The organism is Neisseria sp. Marseille-Q1983 (assembly GCF_018224585.1).
Classification (GTDB): Bacteria; Pseudomonadota; Gammaproteobacteria; order Burkholderiales; family Neisseriaceae; genus Neisseria; species Neisseria polysaccharea.
Map to the genome: position 1 here is coordinate 37,740 of NZ_JAGTUI010000004.1, position 23,075 is coordinate 60,814.

General features: G+C 51.2%; 15 protein-coding genes and 2 pseudogenes. 8 read left to right on the forward strand and 9 right to left on the reverse strand.

What is annotated here, in order from left to right:
* Positions 1–730: RNA methyltransferase (locus KEM39_RS01685; RefSeq protein ID WP_211709515.1), on the reverse strand; the 730-nt coding region annotated here is incomplete at its 3' end.
* 175 nt (positions 731–905) lie between these two features.
* Between KEM39_RS01685 and KEM39_RS01690 the strand changes: the two genes are divergently transcribed.
* The 3 genes from KEM39_RS01690 to KEM39_RS01700 all read left to right on the forward strand — a co-directional run bounded on the left by KEM39_RS01690 (position 906) and on the right by KEM39_RS01700 (position 6,219).
* Positions 906–1,691 carry an inositol monophosphatase family protein gene (locus tag KEM39_RS01690; protein ID WP_003752510.1) on the forward strand — a complete coding sequence of 262 codons (786 nt, stop codon included), beginning with the start codon at positions 906–908 and terminating at the stop codon, positions 1,689–1,691.
* A 564-nt stretch (positions 1,692–2,255) separates the two neighbouring features.
* Entirely contained in the window at positions 2,256–4,544 is a 2,289-nt protein-coding gene (locus KEM39_RS01695) for a TonB-dependent receptor domain-containing protein (protein ID WP_211709516.1), read from the forward strand.
* A gap of 124 nt (positions 4,545–4,668) precedes the next feature.
* Positions 4,669–6,219 (forward strand): YdgA family protein, encoded by a 1,551-nt coding sequence (locus KEM39_RS01700; RefSeq protein WP_003707855.1) that lies wholly within the window; start codon positions 4,669–4,671, stop codon positions 6,217–6,219.
* Between the two features lie 275 nt (positions 6,220–6,494).
* On the opposite strand, the gene lpdA is transcribed toward KEM39_RS01700, so the two are convergent.
* The 3 genes from lpdA to aceE all read right to left on the reverse strand — a co-directional run bounded on the left by lpdA (position 6,495) and on the right by aceE (position 12,764).
* Entirely contained in the window at positions 6,495–8,279 is a 1,785-nt protein-coding gene (gene lpdA / locus KEM39_RS01705; RefSeq protein ID WP_118997186.1) for a dihydrolipoyl dehydrogenase, read from the reverse strand.
* Positions 8,280–8,355: 76 nt separating this feature from the next.
* The gene (gene aceF / locus KEM39_RS01710) at positions 8,356–9,951 is read right to left on the reverse strand and encodes a dihydrolipoyllysine-residue acetyltransferase (RefSeq protein ID WP_118997185.1); all 1,596 of its coding nucleotides are present in this window, start codon (positions 9,949–9,951) and stop codon (positions 8,356–8,358) included.
* A gap of 149 nt (positions 9,952–10,100) precedes the next feature.
* Complete coding sequence (gene aceE / locus KEM39_RS01715; protein WP_118997184.1) at positions 10,101–12,764, reverse strand: pyruvate dehydrogenase (acetyl-transferring), homodimeric type; 2,664 nt, start codon at positions 12,762–12,764, stop codon at positions 10,101–10,103.
* A 694-nt stretch (positions 12,765–13,458) separates the two neighbouring features.
* On the opposite strand from aceE, the gene KEM39_RS01720 reads away from it, so the two are divergent.
* Both KEM39_RS01720 and KEM39_RS01725 read left to right on the forward strand, forming a co-directional pair.
* The gene (locus KEM39_RS01720; protein WP_211709517.1) at positions 13,459–15,171 is read left to right on the forward strand and encodes a proline--tRNA ligase; all 1,713 of its coding nucleotides are present in this window, start codon (positions 13,459–13,461) and stop codon (positions 15,169–15,171) included.
* A gap of 62 nt (positions 15,172–15,233) precedes the next feature.
* On the forward strand, positions 15,234–15,890 hold the full coding sequence (locus KEM39_RS01725; RefSeq protein WP_211709518.1) for a fumarylacetoacetate hydrolase family protein: 657 nt from the start codon (positions 15,234–15,236) through the stop codon (positions 15,888–15,890).
* 9 nt (positions 15,891–15,899) lie between these two features.
* On the opposite strand, the gene ruvX is transcribed toward KEM39_RS01725, so the two are convergent.
* From ruvX to KEM39_RS01750, 5 genes and pseudogenes are all read right to left on the reverse strand, one after another.
* The gene (gene ruvX / locus KEM39_RS01730; protein ID WP_211709519.1) at positions 15,900–16,355 is read right to left on the reverse strand and encodes a Holliday junction resolvase RuvX; all 456 of its coding nucleotides are present in this window, start codon (positions 16,353–16,355) and stop codon (positions 15,900–15,902) included.
* Positions 16,348–16,896 (reverse strand): YqgE/AlgH family protein, encoded by a 549-nt coding sequence (locus tag KEM39_RS01735; protein ID WP_211709520.1) that lies wholly within the window; start codon positions 16,894–16,896, stop codon positions 16,348–16,350. Before KEM39_RS01735 ends, ruvX begins: the two co-directional genes overlap by 8 nt.
* Position 16,897: 1 nt before the next feature.
* Positions 16,898–17,239: pseudogene (locus tag KEM39_RS01740) on the reverse strand (CreA family protein); the annotation flags it as partial.
* A 275-nt stretch (positions 17,240–17,514) separates the two neighbouring features.
* Complete coding sequence (locus KEM39_RS01745; protein ID WP_211709521.1) at positions 17,515–18,129, reverse strand: hypothetical protein; 615 nt, start codon at positions 18,127–18,129, stop codon at positions 17,515–17,517.
* Between the two features lie 49 nt (positions 18,130–18,178).
* A pseudogene (locus KEM39_RS01750) lies at positions 18,179–18,396 on the reverse strand (CreA family protein); the annotation flags it as partial.
* A gap of 326 nt (positions 18,397–18,722) precedes the next feature.
* Here KEM39_RS01750 and KEM39_RS01755 point away from each other — a divergent pair.
* From KEM39_RS01755 to KEM39_RS01765, 3 genes are all read left to right on the forward strand, one after another.
* A complete protein-coding gene (locus KEM39_RS01755) occupies positions 18,723–20,519 on the forward strand; it encodes a peptidoglycan DD-metalloendopeptidase family protein (protein WP_118997179.1) in 1,797 nt (598 codons plus the stop codon).
* Between the two features lie 126 nt (positions 20,520–20,645).
* Entirely contained in the window at positions 20,646–22,121 is a 1,476-nt protein-coding gene (locus KEM39_RS01760; RefSeq protein WP_118997178.1) for a S41 family peptidase, read from the forward strand.
* Between the two features lie 60 nt (positions 22,122–22,181).
* Positions 22,182–23,003 (forward strand): DUF1963 domain-containing protein, encoded by an 822-nt coding sequence (locus tag KEM39_RS01765; RefSeq protein ID WP_118997177.1) that lies wholly within the window; start codon positions 22,182–22,184, stop codon positions 23,001–23,003.
* The last annotated feature ends 72 nt before the right edge of the window (positions 23,004–23,075 follow it).

The following is a 23,075-nucleotide window of genomic DNA, read 5'->3' on the forward strand; positions in this document are numbered from 1 at the left end:
CGAACAGGCTCTGCATACGGCGCATCAGGCGTTCGCCGTTGCGGCGGTTGAAAAAGCCGATGTCGTTCATCACGCTTTCCATATGGGCGACCATGCCTTTGATTTGCTCGTGGGTCGCGGCGTGGTCTTCCTGTTGCAGATGGGTCATGGGCAAATCGGTTTGGCTAAAGATTTCGTAGCACACGACCTGCACTGCTTGGGCGAGGTTGAGCGAGAAATAGTCGGGATTGCCGTTGATGGTCATCAGTCGGTTGCAGGCTTGGACTTCTTCGATGCTCAAGCCGAAAGTTTCGTTGCCGAAAACCAACGCCACTTTCTCGCCGCGGTTGGCGGCCTGCAGTAATTCAGGCACCAAATCGCGCGGGGTTTGCAGCGGCGCGGTGATTTCGCGGCGGCGGCTGGTGAGGGCGCAGGCGATGGTGGTATCGGCAAGGGCTTCGTCCAGCGTGGCGACGATTTCGGCGTTGTGCAATACGTCTGCCGCGCCCGAAGCGAGGATGAAACTTTCTTCAGGCAGTGCAAAACTTTGCACGTCATCGGGATTAAAAATGGGCGGATTTTCCGTCATCGGCGTAGCCATCAGATTAGGGGCGACGATGGTCAGTTTGTGCAGGCCCATTGTTTTCATCGCGCGTGCGGCAGAGCCGATATTGGCGGGATGGCTGGTGCGTGTGAGGACGATGCGGATGTTGTCCAGATAAGCGGGCAGGGCGGGTTTTTCGGAAGCCATATTTTGTTTTCTGTTTGTAAGGGAATCAGGTATAATGCGCCATCTTTTTGTTTTCAGACGGCCTTTTCTTATGCCGTCTGAAATGTTCTTTAACAGCGTCGGAAACGATAAACTGCCTCTTGTGTGCCTTGTTCGGCGCATTGGGGCGTATTTTACCCGAATTAGGAAGAAAACCATGAATCCGTTTTTAAATACCGCTTTCAAAGCCGCCCGTAAAGCAGGGCAAATGATGATACGCGCCGCCGGCAATCTGGATGCCGTCAAGGTGGACAGCAAAGCATTCAACGACTTCGTTTCCGATGTTGACCGCAGCTCCGAGATGATTTTGGTTGAAACGCTCAAAGAAGCCTATCCGCATCACAAAATCACTTGCGAAGAAGGCGGCTCTTACGGTAAAGCCGCCGCCGAGTACGAATGGATTATCGACCCGCTCGACGGCACAACCAACTTCCTTCACGGCCATCCCCAATACGCCGTCTCTATGGCTCTTTTGCACAAAGGCGTGTTGCAAGAGGCTTTGGTGTACGCACCCGAGCGCAACGACGTATATATGGCATCCCGAGGCAAAGGCGCGTTGCTCAACGACCGCCGCATCCGCGTTTCCAACCGCATCGAATTGAACCGCTGCCTGATCGGTACCGGCTTCCCCGTTGTCGATCAAAGCATGATGGACAAGTATCTGGCGATTTTGAAAGACTTTTTGTCCAAAACCGCCGGCGGCCGCCGTGAAGGCGCGGCTTCTTTGGATTTGTGCGCCGTAGCGGCCGGCCGTTTGGACGGCTTTTTCGAGTTTAACCTCAAGCCTTGGGATATTGCCGCCGGCGCATTGATTGTCCAAGAAGCGGGCGGTATCGTTACCGATATGTCGGGCGGCGAAGGCTGGTTGGAAAGCGGCGATATTGTGGCTGCCAATCCTAAAGTACTGGCGCAGATGCTGAAAATCATTTCCGCGCATGTTTAAATTTCAGCCCGCCCCCGGAAATACGGGAAAACGGGCAGGTATGCCATCTGAAGTATCGGGCCGATATTTCAGACGGCATTTTTATTGGCAGCTGGGCAAGGCGGCGGAAACGGTCAAATGCCCGAAACTGCCGAAGATGGAAACCCATATCTGATTAAACGGAGAATCCCGTGCAATGTGTCTGTTTCCCTTTCAGTCGTTTAAATGCAGTTTGATGGAAGCCAAATCGACTGTGGCAGAAAACAGACAACGGAGTATAAAAATAAACCAAGTTTTATAGTGGATTAACAAAAACCAGTACGGCGTTGCCTCGCCTTAGCTCAAAGAGAACGATTCTCTAAGGTGCTGAAGCACCAAGTGAATCGGTTCCGTACTATTTGTACTGTCTGCGGCTTCGCCGCCTTGTCCTGATTTTTGTTAATCCACTATAACAGTCAGATAACTTTGCCCCCCAAAATTTTTTTGGAATAGTTTTGATTATCAAATATAATTTCCACACAAATATCTGACCAATTTGTTTATTTTTAAATTTATTCCTTAAATACTTAAAAAGAGAGCGTTTTCATGAACAAAAAACTTGCCTTAATGCCACTGTTGATTTTGAGCGCGTTTTCGTCTGCCGCCGACAATGTTCCGCAGCAGGGCGAACTCGGACAGGTTCATGTCCGCGCCGACGCCAAACGCGTCAAAGCCGCCCGTTCTTATTCCATCGCCAGCGACGGCGACTTGCGCGACCGCGTGAACTTGGGCGTATTGGGCAAAGCCAACGCCTTTACCGCGCCGATTACCGTCGTCAACTACGACGAACAAGCCCTCAACAACACCGAGGCGCGTACTTTGGTGGATGCCGTAGCGAAAAAAGACGCTTCCGTTTGGCAGTTTGGCGGCGAAAGCAACACGCTGACCGGCCTGTATTTCCGAGGTTATCAGCTTGACTCGCGCCAGTTCAGCGTCAACGGCTTGGCAGGAATGTACGGCACGCAAGGCACGGCCAGCGTGCAAGTCGGCTCCGCGCAACTGATTAAAGGCGCGTCCACCACCGTAAACGGTATGGATCCCGACGGCGCGGTATCCGGTTCCGTCAATATCGAAACCAAAAAAGCCGTCGATGAAGGCAACCGCAAAATCGGTTTGGGCTGGTTTAGCAACAACCGCGCCCAAGGTACGTTCGACTTGGGTCAACGCTTCGGCGAAAACAAAGAATTTGGCGTGCGCGCCAACGGCAAACTGCGCCACGGCGACACCCCGCGCCACGGTTACAGCGAAGACAACAAAGAATTTGCGGTAAATGCCGACTATCGCGGCGAAAAACTGCGCGTGGCGTTCGACTCCATCTACGCGAAACGCAAAACCAACGGCGGCCGCGCGCGTATGCAGGATATTCAAAACGCCAACGGACGCTTGTTCGACGCGCCCGACGGCAAAATCAACCTGCTGCCTTCTTGGAACTGGCAAAACACCGTCGGCGAAACCAATATGCTGACCTTTGAATGGGATGCGTTTGAAAATGCCCAAATTACAGGCGGCATCGGCTACAACAAAGCGCGTTATTACGGCACGCTGATTTCCCCGACCGTTTGCGGTACAAGCGGCGCAAGCAGCCAAACCGAAACCTGCACGGCTGCCAACCAATACCACACCGGCACGGCGCGCCTGACCGACCAATACTTCCGTACTTTGAGTATGAACCTGACCGCACGCGGCGAATTTGAAACCGGCCCGGTTACGCACAACTGGAGTACGGCTTTTGACCGCATCATCCGCCAACGGAAAACCATAAACGGCAGCGGGAACGGAAACAGCAAGATAGAAGTGAAGGCAAACGGAAATATTGCGAATCAATTGGCATCGTTCAAAGCCGACTATCCCAATTCTTGGGCGAAAACCGCCAACTTGGATGCCAATATCAAAGTCAACAGCCTGGCTTTGTCCGACACCTTGGGCTTTGCAGACAATAAATACCGCCTGACTTTGGGCGGTCGCTATCAATATGTCGAATACACCGACAAGACACCGGCTCAAAAGGGTAAACCGGTTCAAAGCGGCGATGCCAAACGCTTCAGCCCGATGTTGATGGCCGCATGGGTGCCGCAACCCGATTTGGTCGTGTACGGCAACTATATGGAAGACTTGGAGCCTGCCGAAATTAAAACCGATGATTCCGGCGAAACGACAATGGCGAAACCACGTGTCAGCCGCCAGTTTGAAGTGGGCGTGCGTAAAAACTGGGGCGATTTCGTTACCGCGTTGAATGCGTTCCAAATTAAACGCCCGGGCTACTGGCGAGGTCAGACTAATAAAGATGGCAGCCTGACCTACGGCAATAATTCCGATTTTGCCGGCTATAAAGCGCAAGGCGGTGAGGCCAAAGACGAACAAGGCATGGAACGCAGCCGAGGTATCGAGTTCAACGCATACGCCAACCTGTTGAACAAAACCCTGCGCCCGACTTTCGGCGTGATGTATCTGCAATCGACCGTGAAGAATTATCCGAATGCGCGCGATATGCTGGTTAACGGCGTACAAGTCGCCAATCCGCGCGTGATTGCCAAAGCGGGCGTGGAATGGGATGCACCATTTGCCAAAGGCTTGACCTTGAACGGCAACGTTTCGTATTTCGGCAAGTCTTACCAAGACACGAAAAAACAATATGCCTTCCCATCCTACACCTTGGTTGACGTAGGCGCGCGCTACAAAACCAAGCTGGGCAAAAATACTTTGACCGTCAGCAGCTCGGTGGAAAACCTGTTCAACAAAAACTATTGGCAGGTACAGCGCGGACAATTCGACCGCAGCTTCGCCGTCGTCGGTATGCCGCGTACTTACTGGCTGAAGGCGGAATTGGATTTCTAAGCTGCCTCCGTTTCCGAAAATGCCGTCCGAACAGGTTTCAGACGGCATTTCTTTTAAAGAGATATGGCGGGATACGCTTAAATAATGCTATTCTAGCGTCTTTGAAACCTGCTTGTTTGAAGTGATGAAAAAACCTTTGATTTCAGTTGCGGCAGCATTGCTCGGCGTTGCTTTGGGTACACCTTATTATTTGGGTGTCAAAGCCGAAGAAAGCCTGACGCAGCAGCAAAAAATATTGCAGGAAACGGGCTTCCTGACCGTCGAATCGCACCAATATGAGCGCGGCTGGTTTACCTCTACGGAAACGACGGTCATCCGTCTGAAACCCGAGTTGCTGCATAATGCGCAGAAATATCTGCCGGATAATTTGAAAACAGTGTTGGAACAGCCGGTTACGCTGGTAAACCATATCACGCACGGTCCTTTTGCCGGCGGATTCGGCACGCAGGCGCACATTGAAACCGAGTTCAAATACGCGCCTGAAACGGAAAAAGTTTTGGAACGCTTTTTTGGGAAACAAGCCCCGGTTTCCCTTGCCAATACCGTTTATTTCAACGGCAGCGGCAAGATGGAAGTCAGTGTTCCCGCCTTCGATTATGAAGAACTGTCGGGCATCAGGCTGCACTGGGAAGGCCTGACGGGGAAAACGGTTTACCAAAAAGGTTTCAAAAGCTACCGAAACGGCTATGATGCCCCCTTGTTTAAAATCAAGCTGGCAGATAAAGGCGATGCCGCGTTTGAAAAAGTGCATTTCGATTCGGAAACTTCAGACGGCATCAATCCGCTTGCTTTAGGCAGCAGCAATCTGACCTTGGAAAAATTCTCCCTAGAATGGAAAGAGGGTGTCGATTACAACGTCAAGTTAAACGAACTGGTCAATCTCGTTACCGATTTGCAGATTGGCGCGTTTATCAATCCCAACGGCAGTATCGCACCTTCCAAAATCGAAGTTGGCAAACTGGCTTTTTCAACCAAGACCGGGGAATCGGGCTCATTTATCAACAGTGAAGGGCAGTTCCGTTTTGACACGCTGGTTTACGGCGATGAAAAATATGGCCCGCTGGATATCCATATCGCTGCCGAACATCTCGATGCTTCTTCCTTAACCGTATTGAAACGCAAGTTTGCACAAATTTCTGCCAAAAAAATGACTGAAGAACAAATCCGCAATGATTTGATTACTGCAGTCAAAGGCGAGGCTTCCGGATTATTTACCCATGACCCGGTGCTAAATATCAAAACTTTCCGTTTCACGCTGCCGTCGGGAAAAATCGATGTGGGCGGGAAAATTATGTTTAAAGATATGAAGAAGGAAGATTTGAACCAATTGGGTTTGATGCTGAAGAAAACTGAGGCGGACATCAGAATGAGTATTCCTCAAAAAATGTTGGAAGATTTGGCAGTCAGCCAAGCGGGCAATATTTTCAGCGTCAATGCCGAAGATGAGGCGGAAGGCAGGGCAAGTCTTGACGACATCAACGAGACTTTGCGCCTGATGGTGGACAGTACGGTTCAAAGTATGGCGCGGGAAAAATACCTCACTTTAGACGGCAATCAGATTGATACGGTCATTTCCCTGAAAAACAACACCCTGAAGTTAAACGGTAAAACGCTGCAAAATGAACCCGATTCCGATTTTGACGAGGGCGGCGGGGTTTCCGGCCAACCGCATTAATGCCGTTTATGCCCAATGCCGTCTGAACGTTCAGACGGCATTTTTGCCGGTTTTGAAACGGGATGTGTTTCATATTTAAATACCGTTATTGCCCCTAATCCGATGCCCGGGCGCGTTTCCGATGTTCAGATATGAAACGCAGACGGGACGGGGGATGAGTGAAAGCCGGTTAAAATTTGCGGTGGGAAAGCATAAGGGGGAAACAAAAATGCCGTCTGAAGGGTTCAGACGGCATTTGTTCGGATAAACCTTATCGGCTGCTTAGAGCGTCAGGTTTATTTTTTCTTTTGAGCCGGCAGGTCGGTACAAGTGCCCAAAGCCACTTCCGCAGCCATACCGATGGATTCGCCCAAAGTGGGGTGCGGATGGATGGTTTTGCCGATGTCGGCCGCATCACAGCCCATTTCGATGGCGAGGCAGACTTCGCCGATCATATCGCCGCCGTTGGGGCCGACGATGCCGCCGCCGATAACCCGTCCGGTTTCGGCATCGAAAATCAGCTTGGTAAAGCCGTTGTCGCAACCGTTGGCAATCGCACGGCCGGAAGCCGCCCACGGGAAGCTGGCTTTGGTGATTTTGCGGCCGGAGGCTTTGGCGGACAACTCGGTTTCGCCCACCCACGCCACTTCGGGAGAAGTGTAGGCAACGCCCGGAATCACGCGCGCGTCGAAGTAGGCTTTGTGGCCGGCGCAGTTTTCGGCGGCAACGTGTCCTTCGTGAACGGCTTTGTGCGCCAACATCGGCTGACCGACGATGTCGCCGATGGCGTAGATGTGCGGCACATTGGTACGCATTTGTTTGTCCACTTCGATGAAGCCGCGATCGGTTACGGCAACGCCTGCTTTTTCCGCGCTGATGAGTTTGCCGTTGGGCGCGCGGCCGGCGGCAACCAGTACGGCATCGTAACGTTGCGGCTCTTTAGGCGCATTTGCACCTTCAAAGGTAACGTAAACGCCGTCTTCTTTCGGCTCGACTGCAACGGTTTTGGTGTTGACCATAATGTTGTCAAAACGGTATTCGTTTTGTTTTTGCCATACTTTCACCAAGTCGCGGTCTGCGCCTTGCATCAGGCCGTCCATCATTTCAACCACATCCAAACGCGAACCCAGCGTGCTGTAAACCGTACCCATCTCGAGGCCGATAATGCCGCCGCCGATAATCAGCAGTTTGCCCGGTACTTCTTTCAGAGCCAATGCGCCGCTGGAATCGATGATGCGCGGATCTTCAGGGATAAACGGCAGTTTGGTTACGCGGCTGCCTGCTGCAATGATACAGTTTTTGAAGGCAACGATTTTTTTCTCGCCGGTAGGCGTTGCTTGTTCGTACACGTCGCCGGCAGTCAGCGATACCTCCAAGTGGTGCGGATCTAAGAATTGGCCGTCGCCTTGGATAACGTCCACTTTGCGGCCTTTCGCCATACCTGCCAAACCGCCGGTGAGGCGGGAAACCACGCCGTTTTTGTAGGCGCGCAGCATATCGATGTCGAGTTCAGGCTCGGGGTATTTGATGCCGTTTGCAGCCAAGTGGCGCACTTCGTCGATAACGGCAGCATTGTGCAAGAGGGCTTTGGAAGGGATACAGCCGACGTTCAGGCAAACGCCGCCCAAGGTTTTATAACGTTCGACGATGGCGACTTTCAAGCCTTCATCGGCAGCGGCAAATGCAGCGGAGTAACCGCCGGGGCCGCCGCCCAATACGACCACGTCGTACTCGGCATCGGCAGAACCGCCGAATTGCGCGGCTTGCGGAGCGGGAGCGGCAGCTTTAGGGGCTTCTTGCGCCGGGGCGGCAGCCGCTTCGGCTTTAGGGGCGGCAGCCGTGCCTTCAGCTTCAACGACAACAATCAAACCGCCTTCGGAGATTTTGTCGCCGACTTTGACTTTTACTTCTTTGACCACGCCCGCAACTTCGGCAGGTACGTCCATAGTCGCCTTATCGGTTTCCAGTGTAATCAGGGTATCGTCAACGGCGATGGTATCGCCCACGTTTACTTCAACCGCGATAATATCTACATTTTCGTGTCCGCCAATGTCGGGCACTTTCAATTCAACTAAGCTCATGTCTCATCTTTCTGAATGATGTTCAAACTTCCTTTTCAGACGGCACAGACCGCTATGCCGTCTGAAGCCGATCGGGTTACAGGGTAATGCGGCGGAAGTCTTTCAACAGCTTCGCCAAGAATACGGTGAAGCGCATACCGGCCGCACCGTCGATGACGCGGTGGTCGAAGGACAGGCTCAACGGGCACATCAGGCGCGGGGCAAACTCTTTGCCGTTCCAAACCGGTTTGATTTGGGATTTGCACACGCCCAAGATGGCGACTTCGGGAGCGTTCACAATCGGCGTGAAGCCTGTGCCGCCGATGCCGCCCAAGCTGGAAATGGTAAAGCACGCACCTTGCATTTCTTGCGGTTTGAGCTTGCCTTCGCGGGCTTTTTTGGACAATTCGGTCAGTTCTTGGCTGATTTGTTTCAAGCCTTTTTGATCTACGTCTTTGATGACGGGAACAACCAAGCCGTTTGGCGTATCGGCTGCGAAACCGATGTTGAAGTAGTTTTTCAGCACCAGGTTGTCGCCGTCCAGAGAAGCGTTGAATTCGGGGAAGGCTTTCAGCGCGGAAACGGAGGCTTTGATGATGAACGCCAACGGGGACAGTTTCATGCCTTCGCGTTCCCATTCTTTGTTCAGCTGTTTGCGGAATTCTTCCAGCTCAGTCATATCCGCTTCTTCGTGTACGGTAACGTGGGGAATCACAACCCAGTTGCGGGACAGGTTTTGACCGGAAATTTTCTTAATGCGGGACAATTCTTTAACTTCGACATTACCGAATTTGGAGAAGTCCACTTTAGGCCACGGCAGTAAGTCCAGACCGCCGCCCAAAGACGCGCCGGCTGCGGCAGGTTTTGCCGCGCCGCCCTGCATTACGGATTTCACAAAGGCTTTGATGTCGTCGCCCACGATACGGCCTTTCAAGCCGGTGCCTTTGACTTGGCTCAAATCCACGCCCAATTCGCGCGCCAGTTTGCGTGCGGAAGGACCGGCGTGTGCTTTGGCGAAAGCGGCCTCGTCGATTTTGGCAGCGGCAGGTGCAGAAGGTGCAGGTGCGGCGACAGCAGTCGGAGCCGGAGCGGCAGCCGGTGCGGGTGCGGCGGCTTGAGCAGGGGCTGCTGCGGCAGAGCCGGCGGTTTCTACTTCGATAATGGCAGAGCCTTCGGACACTTTGTCGCCGACTTTTAAGAATACGGCTTTAACGACACCGGCAGCGGTACAAGGTACGTCCATTGTCGCTTTGTCGGTTTCCAAAGTAATCAGCGTGTCGTCTTCGGCAACGGTGTCGCCCACTTTGATTTCAACAGCGATTACATCCACATCGGTATGGCCGCCGATATCGGGGACGGCTACTTGAACGGTTGCACCGCCTGCGGCAACGGGTGTGGCGGCAGGTGCAGGTTGTGTTTCAGCGGCAGCAGCTGGGGCGGCTTCGGCAGCGGCGGTACCGGTTTCAACGGTCAGAATTACGCCGCCTTCGGAGATTTTGTCGCCAACTTTGACTTTAACTTCTTTCACGACACCGGCCGCATCGGCAGGTACATCCATCGTGGCTTTGTCGGTTTCCAAAGTAATCAGGGTGTCGTCAACGGCGATGGTGTCGCCCGCTTTAACTTCTACGGCGATGATGTCGACGTTTTCGTGACCGCCGATATCGGGGACTTTGATTTCTACGATACTCATTTGAGTTCCTTTAATCTTTTTCAGTTGGATGCCGTCTGAAAACTGCTTCACGCGGCATCGGTACGGTTTGTCTGTTCAAACCATTCGGGCATTCGGTTTTCAGACGGCCTGATGTCTGAATGGGGCAAACAGGCCGTCTGAAACATCAATCAGCGTTTCCAGCTAGGGGCTGAATCGGCTTTGATGCCGTATTTCTCAATGGCTTGTTGAACGGTTTCTTTGCTGACTTTGCCTTGTTCCGCCAATGCGGCCAATGCTGCCACGGCAACGTTGTAGCGATCCACTTCAAAGAAGCGGCGCAGGTTGGCGCGGCTGTCGGAACGGCCGAAACCGTCAGTGCCCAAGACATGGTAGTCGTTCGGGATGTACGCGCGGATACGGTCGGCATAGCTGCGGATATAGTCGGTAGCGGCGATAACCGGACCGTCATGACCTTGCAGTTGAGAGGTAACGAAAGGCACTTTTTCAGCTTCCAGCGGATGCAGGCGGTTGAAGCGTTCGGTTTCGATGGCGTCGCGGTGCAGCAGGTTGAAGGACGGGCAAGACCAGATGTCTGCTTCCACGCCGAAGTCGGCTTTCAGCAGCTCGGCACCGGCAATCACTTCTTGCAGAATCGTACCGGAACCCATCAGTTGGACTTTCTTGTCGCCTTTGCCGCCGGCTTTCAGCAGGTACATACCTTTCAAGATGTCTTGTTCCGCACCTTCGGGCATATCCGGATGGGTGTAGTTCTCGTTCATCAGGGTAATGTAGTAGAACACGTCTTCATTATTGGCATACATACGGCGCAGACCGTCTTGTACGATGACGGCCACTTCGTATTGGAAGGTCGGATCGTAAGTGACGCAGTTCGGAATCAGATCCGCTTGAACATGGCTGTGGCCGTCTTCGTGTTGCAGGCCTTCGCCGTTCAGAGTCGTACGGCCGGCAGTGCCGCCCAACAGGAAGCCGCGCGCGTGCATATCGCCAGCCGCCCAAGCCAAGTCGCCGATACGTTGGAAACCGAACATAGAATAGTAGATGTAGAAAGGAATCATCGCAAAGTTGCTGTTGGCGTAGCTGGTTGCAGCAGCGATCCAGTCAGCCATTGCGCCCGGTTCGTTAATACCTTCTTGCAAGATTTGACCGTCGATGGATTCTTTGTAGAACATCAGTTGGTCTTTATCTTGAGGGGTATATTGTTGGCCTTTAGGGTTCCAAATACCGTATTGGCGGAACATACCTTCCATACCGAAAGTACGGCTTTCGTCAGGAACGATAGGTACAACGCGTTTGCCGATTTTTTTGTCTTTCAGCAAAGTAGACAGGATGCGTACGAAAGCCATAGTGGTTGAGAATTCACGGTCACCGCTGGATTTCAGTTGAGCATCAAATGCAGACAGTTCAGGTACTTCCAAAACGTCTTGGGTAGGGTTGCGTTGAGGCAGGTAGCCACCCAAAGATTCGCGACGTGCGTGCAGGTATTTGTATTCTTCGCTGTCAGGAGCAAAAGTCAGATAAGGCAGGTCGCCACTGTCGATTTGCTCGTCAGTTACTGGAATGTCAAAGCGGTCACGGAACTGTTTCAGAGACGCTTTGTCCATTTTTTTTGCTTGGTGGGCAACGTTTTGACCTTCGCCGGATGCACCCATACCGTAACCTTTAATGGTTTTCGCCAAGATTACAGTAGGTTTGCCATCGGCGTGGTTCACTGCGCGGTCGTAAGCGTTGTACACTTTTTGAGGATCATGGCCGCCGCGGTTTAATGCCCAAATTTCGTCATCGGTCATATCTGCGACCAATGCTTTCAGTTCAGGGGTATTGAAGAAGTGTTCGCGAACGTATGCGCCATCTTTGGATTTATAAGTTTGGTAGTCACCATCCAAACATTCTTCCATGCGTTTGCGCAGGATGCCGTCTTTGTCTTTAGCCAAGAGGCGGTCCCAACGGCGACCCCAGATGACTTTGACGACATTCCAGCCGGCGCCGGCAAAGTTGCCTTCCAATTCTTGAATGATTTTGCCGTTACCGCGTACTGGGCCGTCCAAACGTTGCAGGTTACAGTTGATGACGAAAACCAGGTTGTCCAAACCTTCGCGTGCTGCCAGGGCAATCGCGCCTTGGCTTTCAGGTTCGTCCATTTCGCCGTCACCACAGAAGCACCATACTTTACGGCCTTTGGTTTTTGCCAGACCGCGAGATTCCAAGTATTTCAGGAAACGTGCTTGGTAAATCGCCATAATCGGACCCAAACCCATGGATACGGTCGGGAACTGCCAGAAGTCGGGCAGGAGGTGAGGGTGAGGGTAAGAAGGCAGACCTTTACCGTCAACTTCTTGACGGAAATTGTTCAGTTGGTCTTCAGTCAGACGGCCTTCAACAAACGCGCGTGCATAGATACCAGGGGCAACGTGACCTTGGAAGAAGACCAAATCGCCTTCTTCACCTTCACCTTTGGCTTTCCAGAAGTGGTTGAAACCGACTTCGTACATGGTGGCGGCAGATTGGAAAGATGCGATGTGCCCACCCAGTTCCAAATCTTTCTTGCCGGCGCGCAATACGATGGCGGCGGCGTTCCAGCGCACGAATGCGCGGATGCGGTGTTCGATGTTTTGGTCGCCCGGAATGCCTTTTTCGTTTTCAACCGAAACGGTATTCAAATACGGGGTGGTCGTGCCGTGTGGCATACGTACGCCTTTGTCGCGGCAGTATTTGACCAGGTTTTCCAAGAGGTATTGCGCGCGTTCGCCGCCTTCATATTCGAGGACGGAGCTTAACGCGTCCAGCCACTCTTGGGTTTCGATAGGGTCAACATCGTGTAATTGGGTGGACATAGTATCTATCCTTTATGTTGAGTGTTTAATCGGCAGGGAGGGTGTAGCCAACCCCTTTATTTTCGTTTGTGAAAAATAATAAGCAAAAACGAAAATTTCTAAATCAAACCGAAACAAAATAATTTAAGTCCAATGTTTTCAAAAAATTATAAAAGTCTTGGAAACAAGGGAAAACTTGAAAAAATGTTCGGTCTGCTCCACACGAAATCCTATCAGCAATCGGGTCTGCTGGCAAATAACCATGCTTTTAAAAGCAGGTTTTATACTGAAGTTGGCGTTTGGTAAGGACAGGTCTTTTTGATTGCGAAAACATTCTGTTTGATTTTGGTTATATTTTTTCGGAATTGTGGGATGTCGAATCGTTATGTCTCTGCCGGCAATTTCCCTATTGTAGAAAATCTATACACAAGCTTTGTGGATAACCGTGTTGATAAGCCACGGCTTGTGTTAAAAAAGTCTTACGCAACAAATGTACGCTTATTTTGATTAAAAAATAGGCATATTTAAATCTATAAAAATCATGTGATTATGTTCAATATGATGTTTCTAGTCATGTTTTTGTCGTCTGGCATGGGATTTGTCCCGCGCTTGGGGCAGGGGGTGAATTTTGGAGGTTGGTGCAAAACCTGCTTTTTTCGCGTTACAATCTGCACCCGATTTACTTTTGAATCTGCCTGTTTGGAAAAATACTTTTATGAAAGCCAGCCAATTCTTTATCTCTACTTTAAAAGAAGCCCCTGCCGAAGCCGCGCTTGCCAGCCACAAGCTGATGATTCGCGCCGGCCTGATTAAAGCCAACGCGTCCGGTCTTTATACTTGGATGCCGATGGGGCTGCGCGTGTTACGCAAAGTCGAAAACGTCGTGCGCGAAGAAATGGCGCGCGCGGGCAGCGTGGAGTTGCTGATGCCGGTGGTGCAGCCTGCCGAGCTGTGGCAGGAATCCGGCCGCTGGGAGTTTTACGGTAAAGAACTGCTGCGCCTGAAAGACCGCCACGACCGCAATTTCTGCATGGGTCCGACCTGCGAGGAAGTCATCGCCGACATCGTGCGCAAAGAAATCAACAGCTACAAACAACTGCCGAAAAACTTTTACCATATCCAAACCAAATTCCGCGACGAAGTGCGCCCGCGCTTCGGCGTGATGCGCGCGCGCGAGTTCGTCATGAAAGACGCTTATTCCTTTCATGCCGACTACGCCTCGCTTCAGACGACCTATGATGCCATGTACGACGCTTATTGCCGCATCTTCACCCGTTTGGGTTTAGAATTCCGCCCCGTCGCCGCAGACACCGGCAGCATCGGCGGTACGGGTTCGCACGAATTCCAAGTATTGGCTGAAAGCGGCGAAGACGTCATTGCATACAGCGACACTTCCGATTACGCCGCCAATATCGAGCTGGCGCCGACCTTGCCGCTCAAAGGCGAACGCGCAGCCGCTCAGGCAGAACTCGTCAAAGTACACACGCCAAACGTCAAAACCATTGATTCATTGGTTGATTTCCTCAGTATTCCGATTGAAAAAACACTGAAATCCATCGTGGTTGAAGGCGAAAACGAAGGCGAACTTATCCTGCTGCTGTTACGCGGCGACCATGAATTTAACGACATCAAAGCCGAGAAACTCGCGGGCGTGAAATCGCCGCTGACGATGGCAAGCCCTGCCGCGATTGTCGAACAGTTCGGCGCAAACGGCGGCTCTCTCGGCCCTGTCGGCTTTGCAGGCAAAGTCTATGCCGATTTCGCTACCGAAAAAGGCGCGGACTGGGTCATCGGCGCAAACGAAGACGACTACCACTATACCGGCTTCAATTTCGGCCGCGACGCTGCCGAACCTGAGTTTGTCGATTTGCGCAACGTCGTCGAAGGCGACGAAAGCCCCGACGGGCAAGGCCGTCTGAAACTGGCGCGCGGCATTGAAGTCGGACACGTCTTCCAGTTGCGTGACAAATATACTAAAGCGATGAATGTCAGCTTCTTGGACAACAACGGCAAATCGCAAATTATGGAAATGGGCTGCTACGGCATCGGCATCACCCGCGTCGTTGCCGCCGCCATCGAGCAGAATAACGACGAAAAAGGCATCATCTGGACCAAAGCGATGGCGCCGTTTGAAGTCGTTATCGTACCGATGAACTACAAAAAATCAGATGCTGTGCGCGAAGCCGCCGACAAAATCTACGCCGAACTGCTGGCGGCAGGCGCGGATGTCCTCCTCGACGACCGCGACGAACGCGCAGGCGTGCTGCTCAACGACTCCGAGCTTTTGGGCATCCCGCACCGCATCGTCATTGGCGACCGAGCCTTGAAAGAAGGCAATGTTGAATACGCCGAACGCCGCGATAACGAAGCGCAATCGGTTCCGATCGGAGAAATTGTTGCGCGTGTAACAGCTTCATTAAATGCGTAAGCTTGGTCAAATGCCGTCTGAAAATAATTTCAGACGGCATTTTTATTTGGGGAGAAAGTGAAGTGGCTTCAGTATTTTTAGAAGGAGAAGCAGTCGAGGTCGGCAATATTTTCTGTATCAGCAGGAACTATGCCGCACATATCGAAGAGTTAAAAAACGAAATACCTTCCGAACCTGTGGTGTTTATGAAGCCGTCAGGCAGCATTTTGAATAGCGGCGGTACAATCTTGCTGCCCGAGTTCAGTAGGGATGTACATTTTGAGTGCGAGCTCGTGTTGCTGATTGGTCGGGATTCAGACGGCATGGGCGAGGGTGAAGATATTTTGGGATGTGTCGCAGGATATGGTGTAGGGTTGGACCTTACGGCACGGGATATCCAATGCCGTCTGAAGGCGCAGGGGCTGCCCTGGCTGAAGGCAAAAGGGTTCAGGCATTCCGCGTGCGTGTCAGATTTTGCGGTGGCAGACAGAATCGGCAATCCCGAGAAGGTGTTGTTTTCATTAAAACAAAACGGTGTATTGAAACAGCGCGGGGATACCGGTTTGATGATTTACCCGATTCGGGAAATTTTACACAAACTGGCGGCGGATTACGGGTTGGAGAAAGGGGATTTGGTGTTTACCGGAACGCCCTCCGGTGTGGGCGCAATCGGTGCGGGGGATAATTTGGTATTGGAGCTGGACGGCTTGGTGCGCGCCTCTTTCACGGTAGGGTGTTAACCGTGCCGCTTAACCCTCACGCCCGTTGAAAAATTCCGCCGCGCCGCCCTCGAAAAAACCGTGCAGGATGGCTTGCGCCGCCACTTGGTCGAGCACCGATTTGCGTTTTTTGCCGAAGACCTGTGCTTCCGAAAGTAGGCTTTCGGCATAGACGGACGAGAGGCGTTCGTCCACCCAATAGACGGGAAGCCCGAATCTGCCGTGCAGCCTGCGTCCAAACTTGCGGGACAGATGCGTCATTTCGTGTTCCGTGCCGTCGGTATGCACGGGCAGTCCGACGACAAAATAACGCGGCTGCCATTCTTGAACCAGCTTGGCGATTGCCGCGAATTTTTCATCGTTGCTGCTGCCGGTAACGGTGCTCAAAGGATGGGATAGCCCTAATTCCGCGTCTCCTTGTGCCACGCCGATACGCGCTTCCCCAAAGTCGAATGCCAATGCTGTACCTTGGGGTGCTTTATGCATGGCCGACTCCGGAAATCAAGGCGATCGGATCGATACCGAGTTTGGCAAATGCGGCGGCGTAACGGTGTTCGTAGGGGATGTCGAACAGGATATGTTCGTCGGCGGGAACGGTCAGCCACGCATTGTCGGCAAGTTCGCGTTCGAGCTGGCCTTTTCCCCAGCTTGAATATCCGATACTGATTAATATTTTGTCAACCGCGCCTTCGCGTGAAATATTTTCAATCACGTCTCGGGAAGAAGTCAGCGCGATATTGTCCGAAACGCCGATACTGCTTTGCCAGTTGCCGACCGGGGTATGCACGACATAACCGCGATCGACTTGCACCGGCCCGCCCATCATCACGCTGTCGTGCTGCATTCGGAAAGGGATGTTTTTGCCGGTGGCGGAAAAAATCATGTCCATCGTAATCGGAGAGGGTTTGTTGATGGCGATGCCGAGTGCGCCGTCTTCATCGTGTTTGCAGATATAGACGACCGATTGTGCAAAAAACGCGTCTTCCATATCGGGCATGGCGACGAGAAAGTGGTTGGACAGGTTCATATCAGCGTTTGTCGGGATTTTCTATCGGGTTGGAAATCATGCAAGCGCCAGCAAGCATTTTGCCGGAAGTGCCCGCTTGAGGCATATTGGTTTGCAGGTTGCTGCCGAAACAGGAAACCACACTTAAGGAATTTTTCGGCGAGCCTTGGACGATTTTATCGCTGTAAACCAAATAAGCGAAAGTTTTACGTTTCGGATTATAATAACGGATAATCTGCCGACTCTTGAACGCGAAGCTCGTACCGTGCTTGAAAACTTCTTTCGGTTTGCGCACGGCGGTTTCATCAAAAGAAATCGAAGATGCCGTCTGAACGCACGAAACCGATGTGTCGGACGCGTCTTCTCCCGCCTGTCATAGCTCCACTCATGCAGAAGCACGTTGCCGTCCCAGGCATAGCGATGGCATGTGTCGTGCGTCTCTTTAAGGATACGCCTGCCCAAGGCATCGTACTCAAACCTTATGGTGGCACCTTCGGGTGTGCGTACGCTCCTGAGCATGCCGTTGCCGTACCACTCGTAGGCGGTATCTCCCTCCTGCCAGCCATAATGAGCCTGCAATTACTTGTCATTGAGGGAACTAAGACATTGCGAGTACTCTTGATTTTGCCGAAAAGGTCATTATTCCGGTGGCAAAGCCTCAAAACAACTATTGTGACCATCAATTGCTTCTTTTAATACTGGCAATTTTTCATATCCAATTCTTTTAATTCCTGATTTTTTTATTTGTTTTAAAATTTCGTCATTCACAATAATACCTGTTAAAGCGCTTGGAAAGAAAGTGAGATTTGGGATAGATTTATCCACAATATACCAACTATTTAATGGCAAAGGAAAATATAAAACGACTCCGCACTTTTCACATATACTACAAGTTGATTCTTTCCCTCCCCTTATATAAATTCTAAATTTTGGAACAACTGAAATGTATTCTTTGGATACAGTTTTGTTTACATCATAAACCTTTACTACAAAATATACATTCTCAATATTTTGAATGCCCAGTAATGAAACAATATCTTTATGTAACATTCCAATAAATGTACCTCTTGCGTAGGTAATTGGAGCAAAACTTTTTTTTATTTTTTCATTTAGAAAGACATCAATTGCTGTATGTTTAATGATATTTCCACAATCGCACATTATATTCTCTTGTTTCAATTGATCTATCCAACTGTCATCTCCTTCGGGAACATTTTGTGTGGGGTCGCTAATTTGATAAAATATTTTTTCCATTATGGGTGTACTTTAAAATTTCCTTTATAGATATTTTGCCAAAATTTACTTGTTCCAAATTGACCGTTTCCTTCAAGCCGTCTTTTTTGCATATGAAATATAACAGGTAATGCCCTGAACGTCGGGATCGTCGAATCCTTCCATCTCGATACGGTCGTTTTTTCCCAGCATATTGAAAACGGTGCTTGCTCGTCCGATTTTATCGGTTTCGCCGCTGCCGCAGGCAGTCAGCAGGACGGCGGCAGACAGCAGTAGCAGTCTGTTTATCAAAATTTCCTTATCGGTTAAATCCTTGTTTTCCGTGAAGGCGGCAGGGCTTGCTTTGTTTGGAGGGTCGCACGCTCCCAAATCGGGCAACATACGGTATGCGGCTTAATGTGCTACCCTGTGTGTCGGAACACAATATCTATTGCAGCATTGAAAATATGCCGCACAATATAAGGCTGTTTGAGCCGATTGCAAGTATCCGCGCAAAGAAGGTGCAAGATTGGGCAAACGGCATTTTCAGACGGCATAACTGACAGTATAATCCAAACGTCCGGCTGCTTTCGTGCAGCCTTCAGTATTATCCAACTTTTTCCGAAGGTCGAACCATGCGCTATAAACCCCTTCTGCTTGCCCTGATGCTCGTTTTTTCCACGCCCGCCATTGCCGCCCACGACGCGGCACACAACCGTTCCGCCGAAGTGAAAAAACAGGCGAAGAACAAAAAAGAACAGCCAGAAGCGGCGGAAGGCAAAAAAGAAAAAGGCAAAAATGCCACAGTGAAAGATAAAAAAACAGGCGGCAAAGAGGCGGCAAAAGAGGGCAAAGAGTCCAAAAAAACCGCCAAAAACCGCAAAGAAGCAGAGAAGGAGGCAACATCCAAGCAGTCTGCGCGCAAAGGACGCGAAGAGAATAAGGAATCGAAGGCGGAACACAAAAAGGCATATGGCAAGCCTGTGTCCGAATCCAAAGAAAAAAACGCAAAAACACAGCCTGAAAACAAACAAGGTAAAAAAGAGACAAAAGGACAGGACAATCCACGTAAGGGCGGCAAGTCGGACAAAGACACTGTTTCTGCAAATAAAAAAGACCGTACCGACAAGGACGGAAAAGCAGTGAAACAGGACAAAAAACACACGGAAGAGAAAAATGCCAAAACCGATTCCGACGAATTGAAAGCTGCCGTTGCCGCTGCGACCAACGATGTCGAAAACAAAAAAGCCCTGCTCAAACAAAGCGAAGGAATGCTGCTTCATGTCAGCAATTCCCTCAAACAGCTTCAGGAAGAGCGTATCCGTCAAGAGCGTATCCGTCAGGCGCGTGGCAACCTTGCTTCCGTCAACCGCAAACAGCGCGAGGCTTGGGACAAGTTTCAAAACCTCAATGCTGATTTGAACCGTTTGAAAACGGAAGTCGCCGGTACGAAAGCGCAGATTTCCCGTTTCGTATCGGGAAACTATAAAAACAGCCAGCCGAATGCGGTTGCCCTGTTCCTGAAAAATGCCGAACCGGGCCAGAAAAACCGCTTTTTGCGCTATACGCGCTATGTGAACGCCTCCAATCAGGAAGTCGTCAAAGATTTGGAAAAGCAGCAGAAGGCTTTGGCAATTCAAGAGCAGAAAATCAACAACGAGTTGGCGTATTTGAAAAAGATTCAGGCAAACGTGCAATCCCTGCTGAAAAAACAGGGTGTAACCGATGCGGCGGAACAGACGGAAAGCCGCAGACAGAATGCCAAAATCGCCAAAGATGCCCGAAAACTGCTGGAACAGAAAGAAAACGAGCAGCAGCTGAACAAGCTCTTGAGCAATTTGGAGAAGAAAAAGGCCGAACACCGCATTCAGGATGCGGAAGCAAAAAGAAAACTGGCGGAAGCCAGACTGGCGGCTGCTGAAAAGGCCAGAAAAGAAAAAGAAGCGGTACAGCAGAAAGCTGAAGCACGACGTGCGGCAATGTCCAATCTGACTGCCGAAGACAGGAACATCCAAGCGCCTTCGGTTATGGGTATCGGCAGTGCCGACGGTTTCAGCCGCATGCAGGGACGTTTGAAAAAACCGGTTGACGGTGTGCCGACCGGACTTTTCGGGCAGAACCGGAGCGGCGGCGATGTTTGGAAAGGCGTGTTTTATTCCACTGCACCGGCAACGGTTGAAAGCATTGCGGCAGGAACAGTAAGCTATGCGGACGAGTTGGACGGCTACGGCAAAGTGGTCGTAGTCGATCACGGCGAGAACTACATCAGCATTTATGCCGGTTTGAGCGAAATTTCTGTCGGCAAGGGTTATGCGGTCGCGGCGGGAAGCAAAATCGGTACGAGCGGGTCGCTGCCGGACGGGGAAGAGGGGCTTTACCTGCAAATACGTTATCAAGGTCAGGTATTGAACCCTTCGAGTTGGATACGTTGATCGGATTGCCGAAACGGTAGACTTTATGCGAATCGTGCCGATATGGTGCGCTGTTCCGTGAAGTCTGCCGTTTGCCGTACCTGTGTTTTCCGGTTTTTGGAAATCAAGAGAGAAAGTTAAAGAAGAATGTCGAAACCTGTTTTTAAGAAAATCGCACTTTATACCTTGGGTGCAATCAGCGGCGTGGCCGTCAGTCTGGCGGTGCAGGGTTTTGCCGCCGAGAAGGACAGGCGGGATAACGAAGTCCTGCCGGTGCAATCCATCCGTACGATGGCGGAGGTTTATGGTCAGATTAAGGCAAACTATTATCAGGACAAACCCGATGCCGATTTGTTTGAAGGTGCGATGAAGGGTATGGTTGCCGATTTGGATCCGCATTCCGAATATATGGATAAAAAAGGTTATGCGGAAATGAAGGAGTCTACCAGCGGGGAGTTTGGCGGCCTAGGCATGGAAATCGGTCAAGAAGACGGATTTGTCAAAGTTATCGCACCGATTGAGGATACGCCTGCGGAACGGGCGGGGGTGAAAAGCGGCGACTTCATTGTGAAAATCAATAATGTTTCGACGCGCGGAATGACAGTCAGCGAAGCGATTAAAAAAATGAGAGGCAAGCCGGGTACGAAGATTACTTTGACGCTGTCGCGTAAAAATGCCGACAAGCCGATAGTCGTCAACCTGACGCGCGCCATCATTAAAGTGAAAAGCGTCCGCCATCATTTGCTTGAACCGGATTACGGCTATATCCGCGTCTCCCAGTTCCAAGAGCGGACGGTTGAAGGCGTGAACTCGGCAGCTAAAGAGCTGGTCAAGGAAAATAAAGGAAAACCGCTCAAAGGGCTGGTGTTGGATTTGCGCGACGACCCCGGCGGACTTTTGACCGGCGCGGTCGGCGTGTCGGCGGCATTTCTGCCGTCTGAAGCGGTCGTCGTCAGTACCAAGGGACGCGACGGCAAAGACGGCATGGTACTGAAAGCTGTTCCCGAGGATTATGTGTACGGTATGAGCGGCGATCCTTTGGCGGGCATTCCTGCCGAGTTGAAAACCATACCGATGACGGTGTTGATCAATTCGGGTTCGGCTTCCGCTTCGGAAATTGTCGCAGGTGCATTGCAGGACCACAAACGTGCGGTCATCGTCGGTACGCAGAGCTTCGGCAAAGGTTCGGTTCAGACTTTGATTCCCTTGTCCAACGGCAGCGCGGTCAAGCTGACAACGGCGCTGTATTATACGCCGAACGACCGCTCCATTCAGGCGCAGGGGATTGTTCCCGATGTCGAGGTGAAGGATAAGGAACGCACTTTTGAAAGCCGCGAGGCGGATTTGGTCGGACACATCGGCAATCCTTTGGGCGGCGAGGATGTCAATAGTGAAACCCTTGCCGTGCCGGTTGAAGAAAATGCGGATAAACCTGTTGCAAAAGAAAAAGGCAAAAAGAAAAAGGATGAGGATTTGTCTTCAAGGCGGATTCCGAACCCTGCGAAAGACGACCAGTTGCGGAAGGCTTTGGATTTGGTCAAATCGCCCGAGCAGTGGCAGAAGTCTTTGGGGCTGGCGGCGAAAAAGCCGGTTTCAAATAAAGATAAGAAAGATAAGAAGTAGGTTTTGACGATGCCGTCTGAAAGGGTTTCAGACGGCATATTATGTTTGAAAGGACAGGTTATGAGCAATTTTTTACCAGAATTTGAACCGTTTGCAGAGAAAATTGCAGCCACGGCAAAACCCGTCGTGCGTTTTTCTTTGAAGAAAGAGACAGTAGAACTGTGGGACAGCAAAGTCGGCGGCAGACCTTATCTGCCGGAGGGTATGGAATATCCTCAAAATGCCCAAGGACAACCGCTTTCCCTGTTGGCGCAAATCAACTTTGCCCAAATGCCGCATCTGCCGGACTATCCGACCGAAGGCATCGTCCAGTTCTTTGTCGACGGTTACGACGATTTGTCGGGCATGGATTTCGACGACTTGCGCGCCCAAAAGGGATTCCGTGTTTTGTACCATCGCGAAGTGCGGCAGGAAGATTTGTGTTCGGATGTTCCGGCATATTCCGATTTTGGGGATTTCGGAGTCGGTCTGCCGTTTGATGCAGAGGAAGAATTCCGCATGGTTTTTTCCGAACCGGAGACGCAATATCTGTCTTTCGATGATTACCGTTTCGATCAGACTTTTCCGGAAATGCGCAAGCTGATTCTCGAAAGGGTTACGGATACGGGTAACAACGATTGGCGGCTTTACGAGAACTATCGGGAAGCCTCCAATCAGGCGGGACACTGTATTGGCGGTTATCCCTGCTTTGCCCAATACGATCCGCGCGACGGCAGTTTGGAAGGCTATGAACTGCTATTCCAATTGGAAAGCCAATATGATGAGAACGAAGGAATAGACATCATGTGGGGCGATATGGGCATCGGCAATTTCTTTATCGCGCCCGAAGATTTGGAAAAATGCGATTTTTCCAAAACGGCATTCACTTGGGATTGCGGTTGAGTTCAGACGGCATACGGTTGGGAATGTCTTTTATTCCATGCCGTCTGAAAGACGTTTCTGACCCATCCCTAT

Excerpts from the sequence above, each read along its gene's own strand:
- KEM39_RS01690 (WP_003752510.1), top strand. The coding sequence starts at position 906 with ATGAATCCGTTTTTAAATACCGCTTTCAAAGCCGCCCGTAAAGCAGGG.
- KEM39_RS01695 (WP_211709516.1), top strand. The coding sequence starts at position 2,256 with ATGAACAAAAAACTTGCCTTAATGCCACTGTTGATTTTGAGCGCGTTT.
- KEM39_RS01700 (WP_003707855.1), top strand. The coding sequence starts at position 4,669 with ATGAAAAAACCTTTGATTTCAGTTGCGGCAGCATTGCTCGGCGTTGCT.
- lpdA (WP_118997186.1), bottom strand. The coding sequence starts at position 8,279 with ATGAGCTTAGTTGAATTGAAAGTGCCCGACATTGGCGGACACGAAAAT.
- aceF (WP_118997185.1), bottom strand. The coding sequence starts at position 9,951 with ATGAGTATCGTAGAAATCAAAGTCCCCGATATCGGCGGTCACGAAAAC.
- aceE (WP_118997184.1), bottom strand. The coding sequence starts at position 12,764 with ATGTCCACCCAATTACACGATGTTGACCCTATCGAAACCCAAGAGTGG.
- KEM39_RS01720 (WP_211709517.1), top strand. The coding sequence starts at position 13,459 with ATGAAAGCCAGCCAATTCTTTATCTCTACTTTAAAAGAAGCCCCTGCC.
- ruvX (WP_211709519.1), bottom strand. The coding sequence starts at position 16,355 with ATGCATAAAGCACCCCAAGGTACAGCATTGGCATTCGACTTTGGGGAA.
- KEM39_RS01735 (WP_211709520.1), bottom strand. The coding sequence starts at position 16,896 with ATGAACCTGTCCAACCACTTTCTCGTCGCCATGCCCGATATGGAAGAC.
- KEM39_RS01745 (WP_211709521.1), bottom strand. The coding sequence starts at position 18,129 with ATGGAAAAAATATTTTATCAAATTAGCGACCCCACACAAAATGTTCCC.
- KEM39_RS01755 (WP_118997179.1), top strand. The coding sequence starts at position 18,723 with ATGCGCTATAAACCCCTTCTGCTTGCCCTGATGCTCGTTTTTTCCACG.
- KEM39_RS01760 (WP_118997178.1), top strand. The coding sequence starts at position 20,646 with ATGTCGAAACCTGTTTTTAAGAAAATCGCACTTTATACCTTGGGTGCA.
- KEM39_RS01765 (WP_118997177.1), top strand. The coding sequence starts at position 22,182 with ATGAGCAATTTTTTACCAGAATTTGAACCGTTTGCAGAGAAAATTGCA.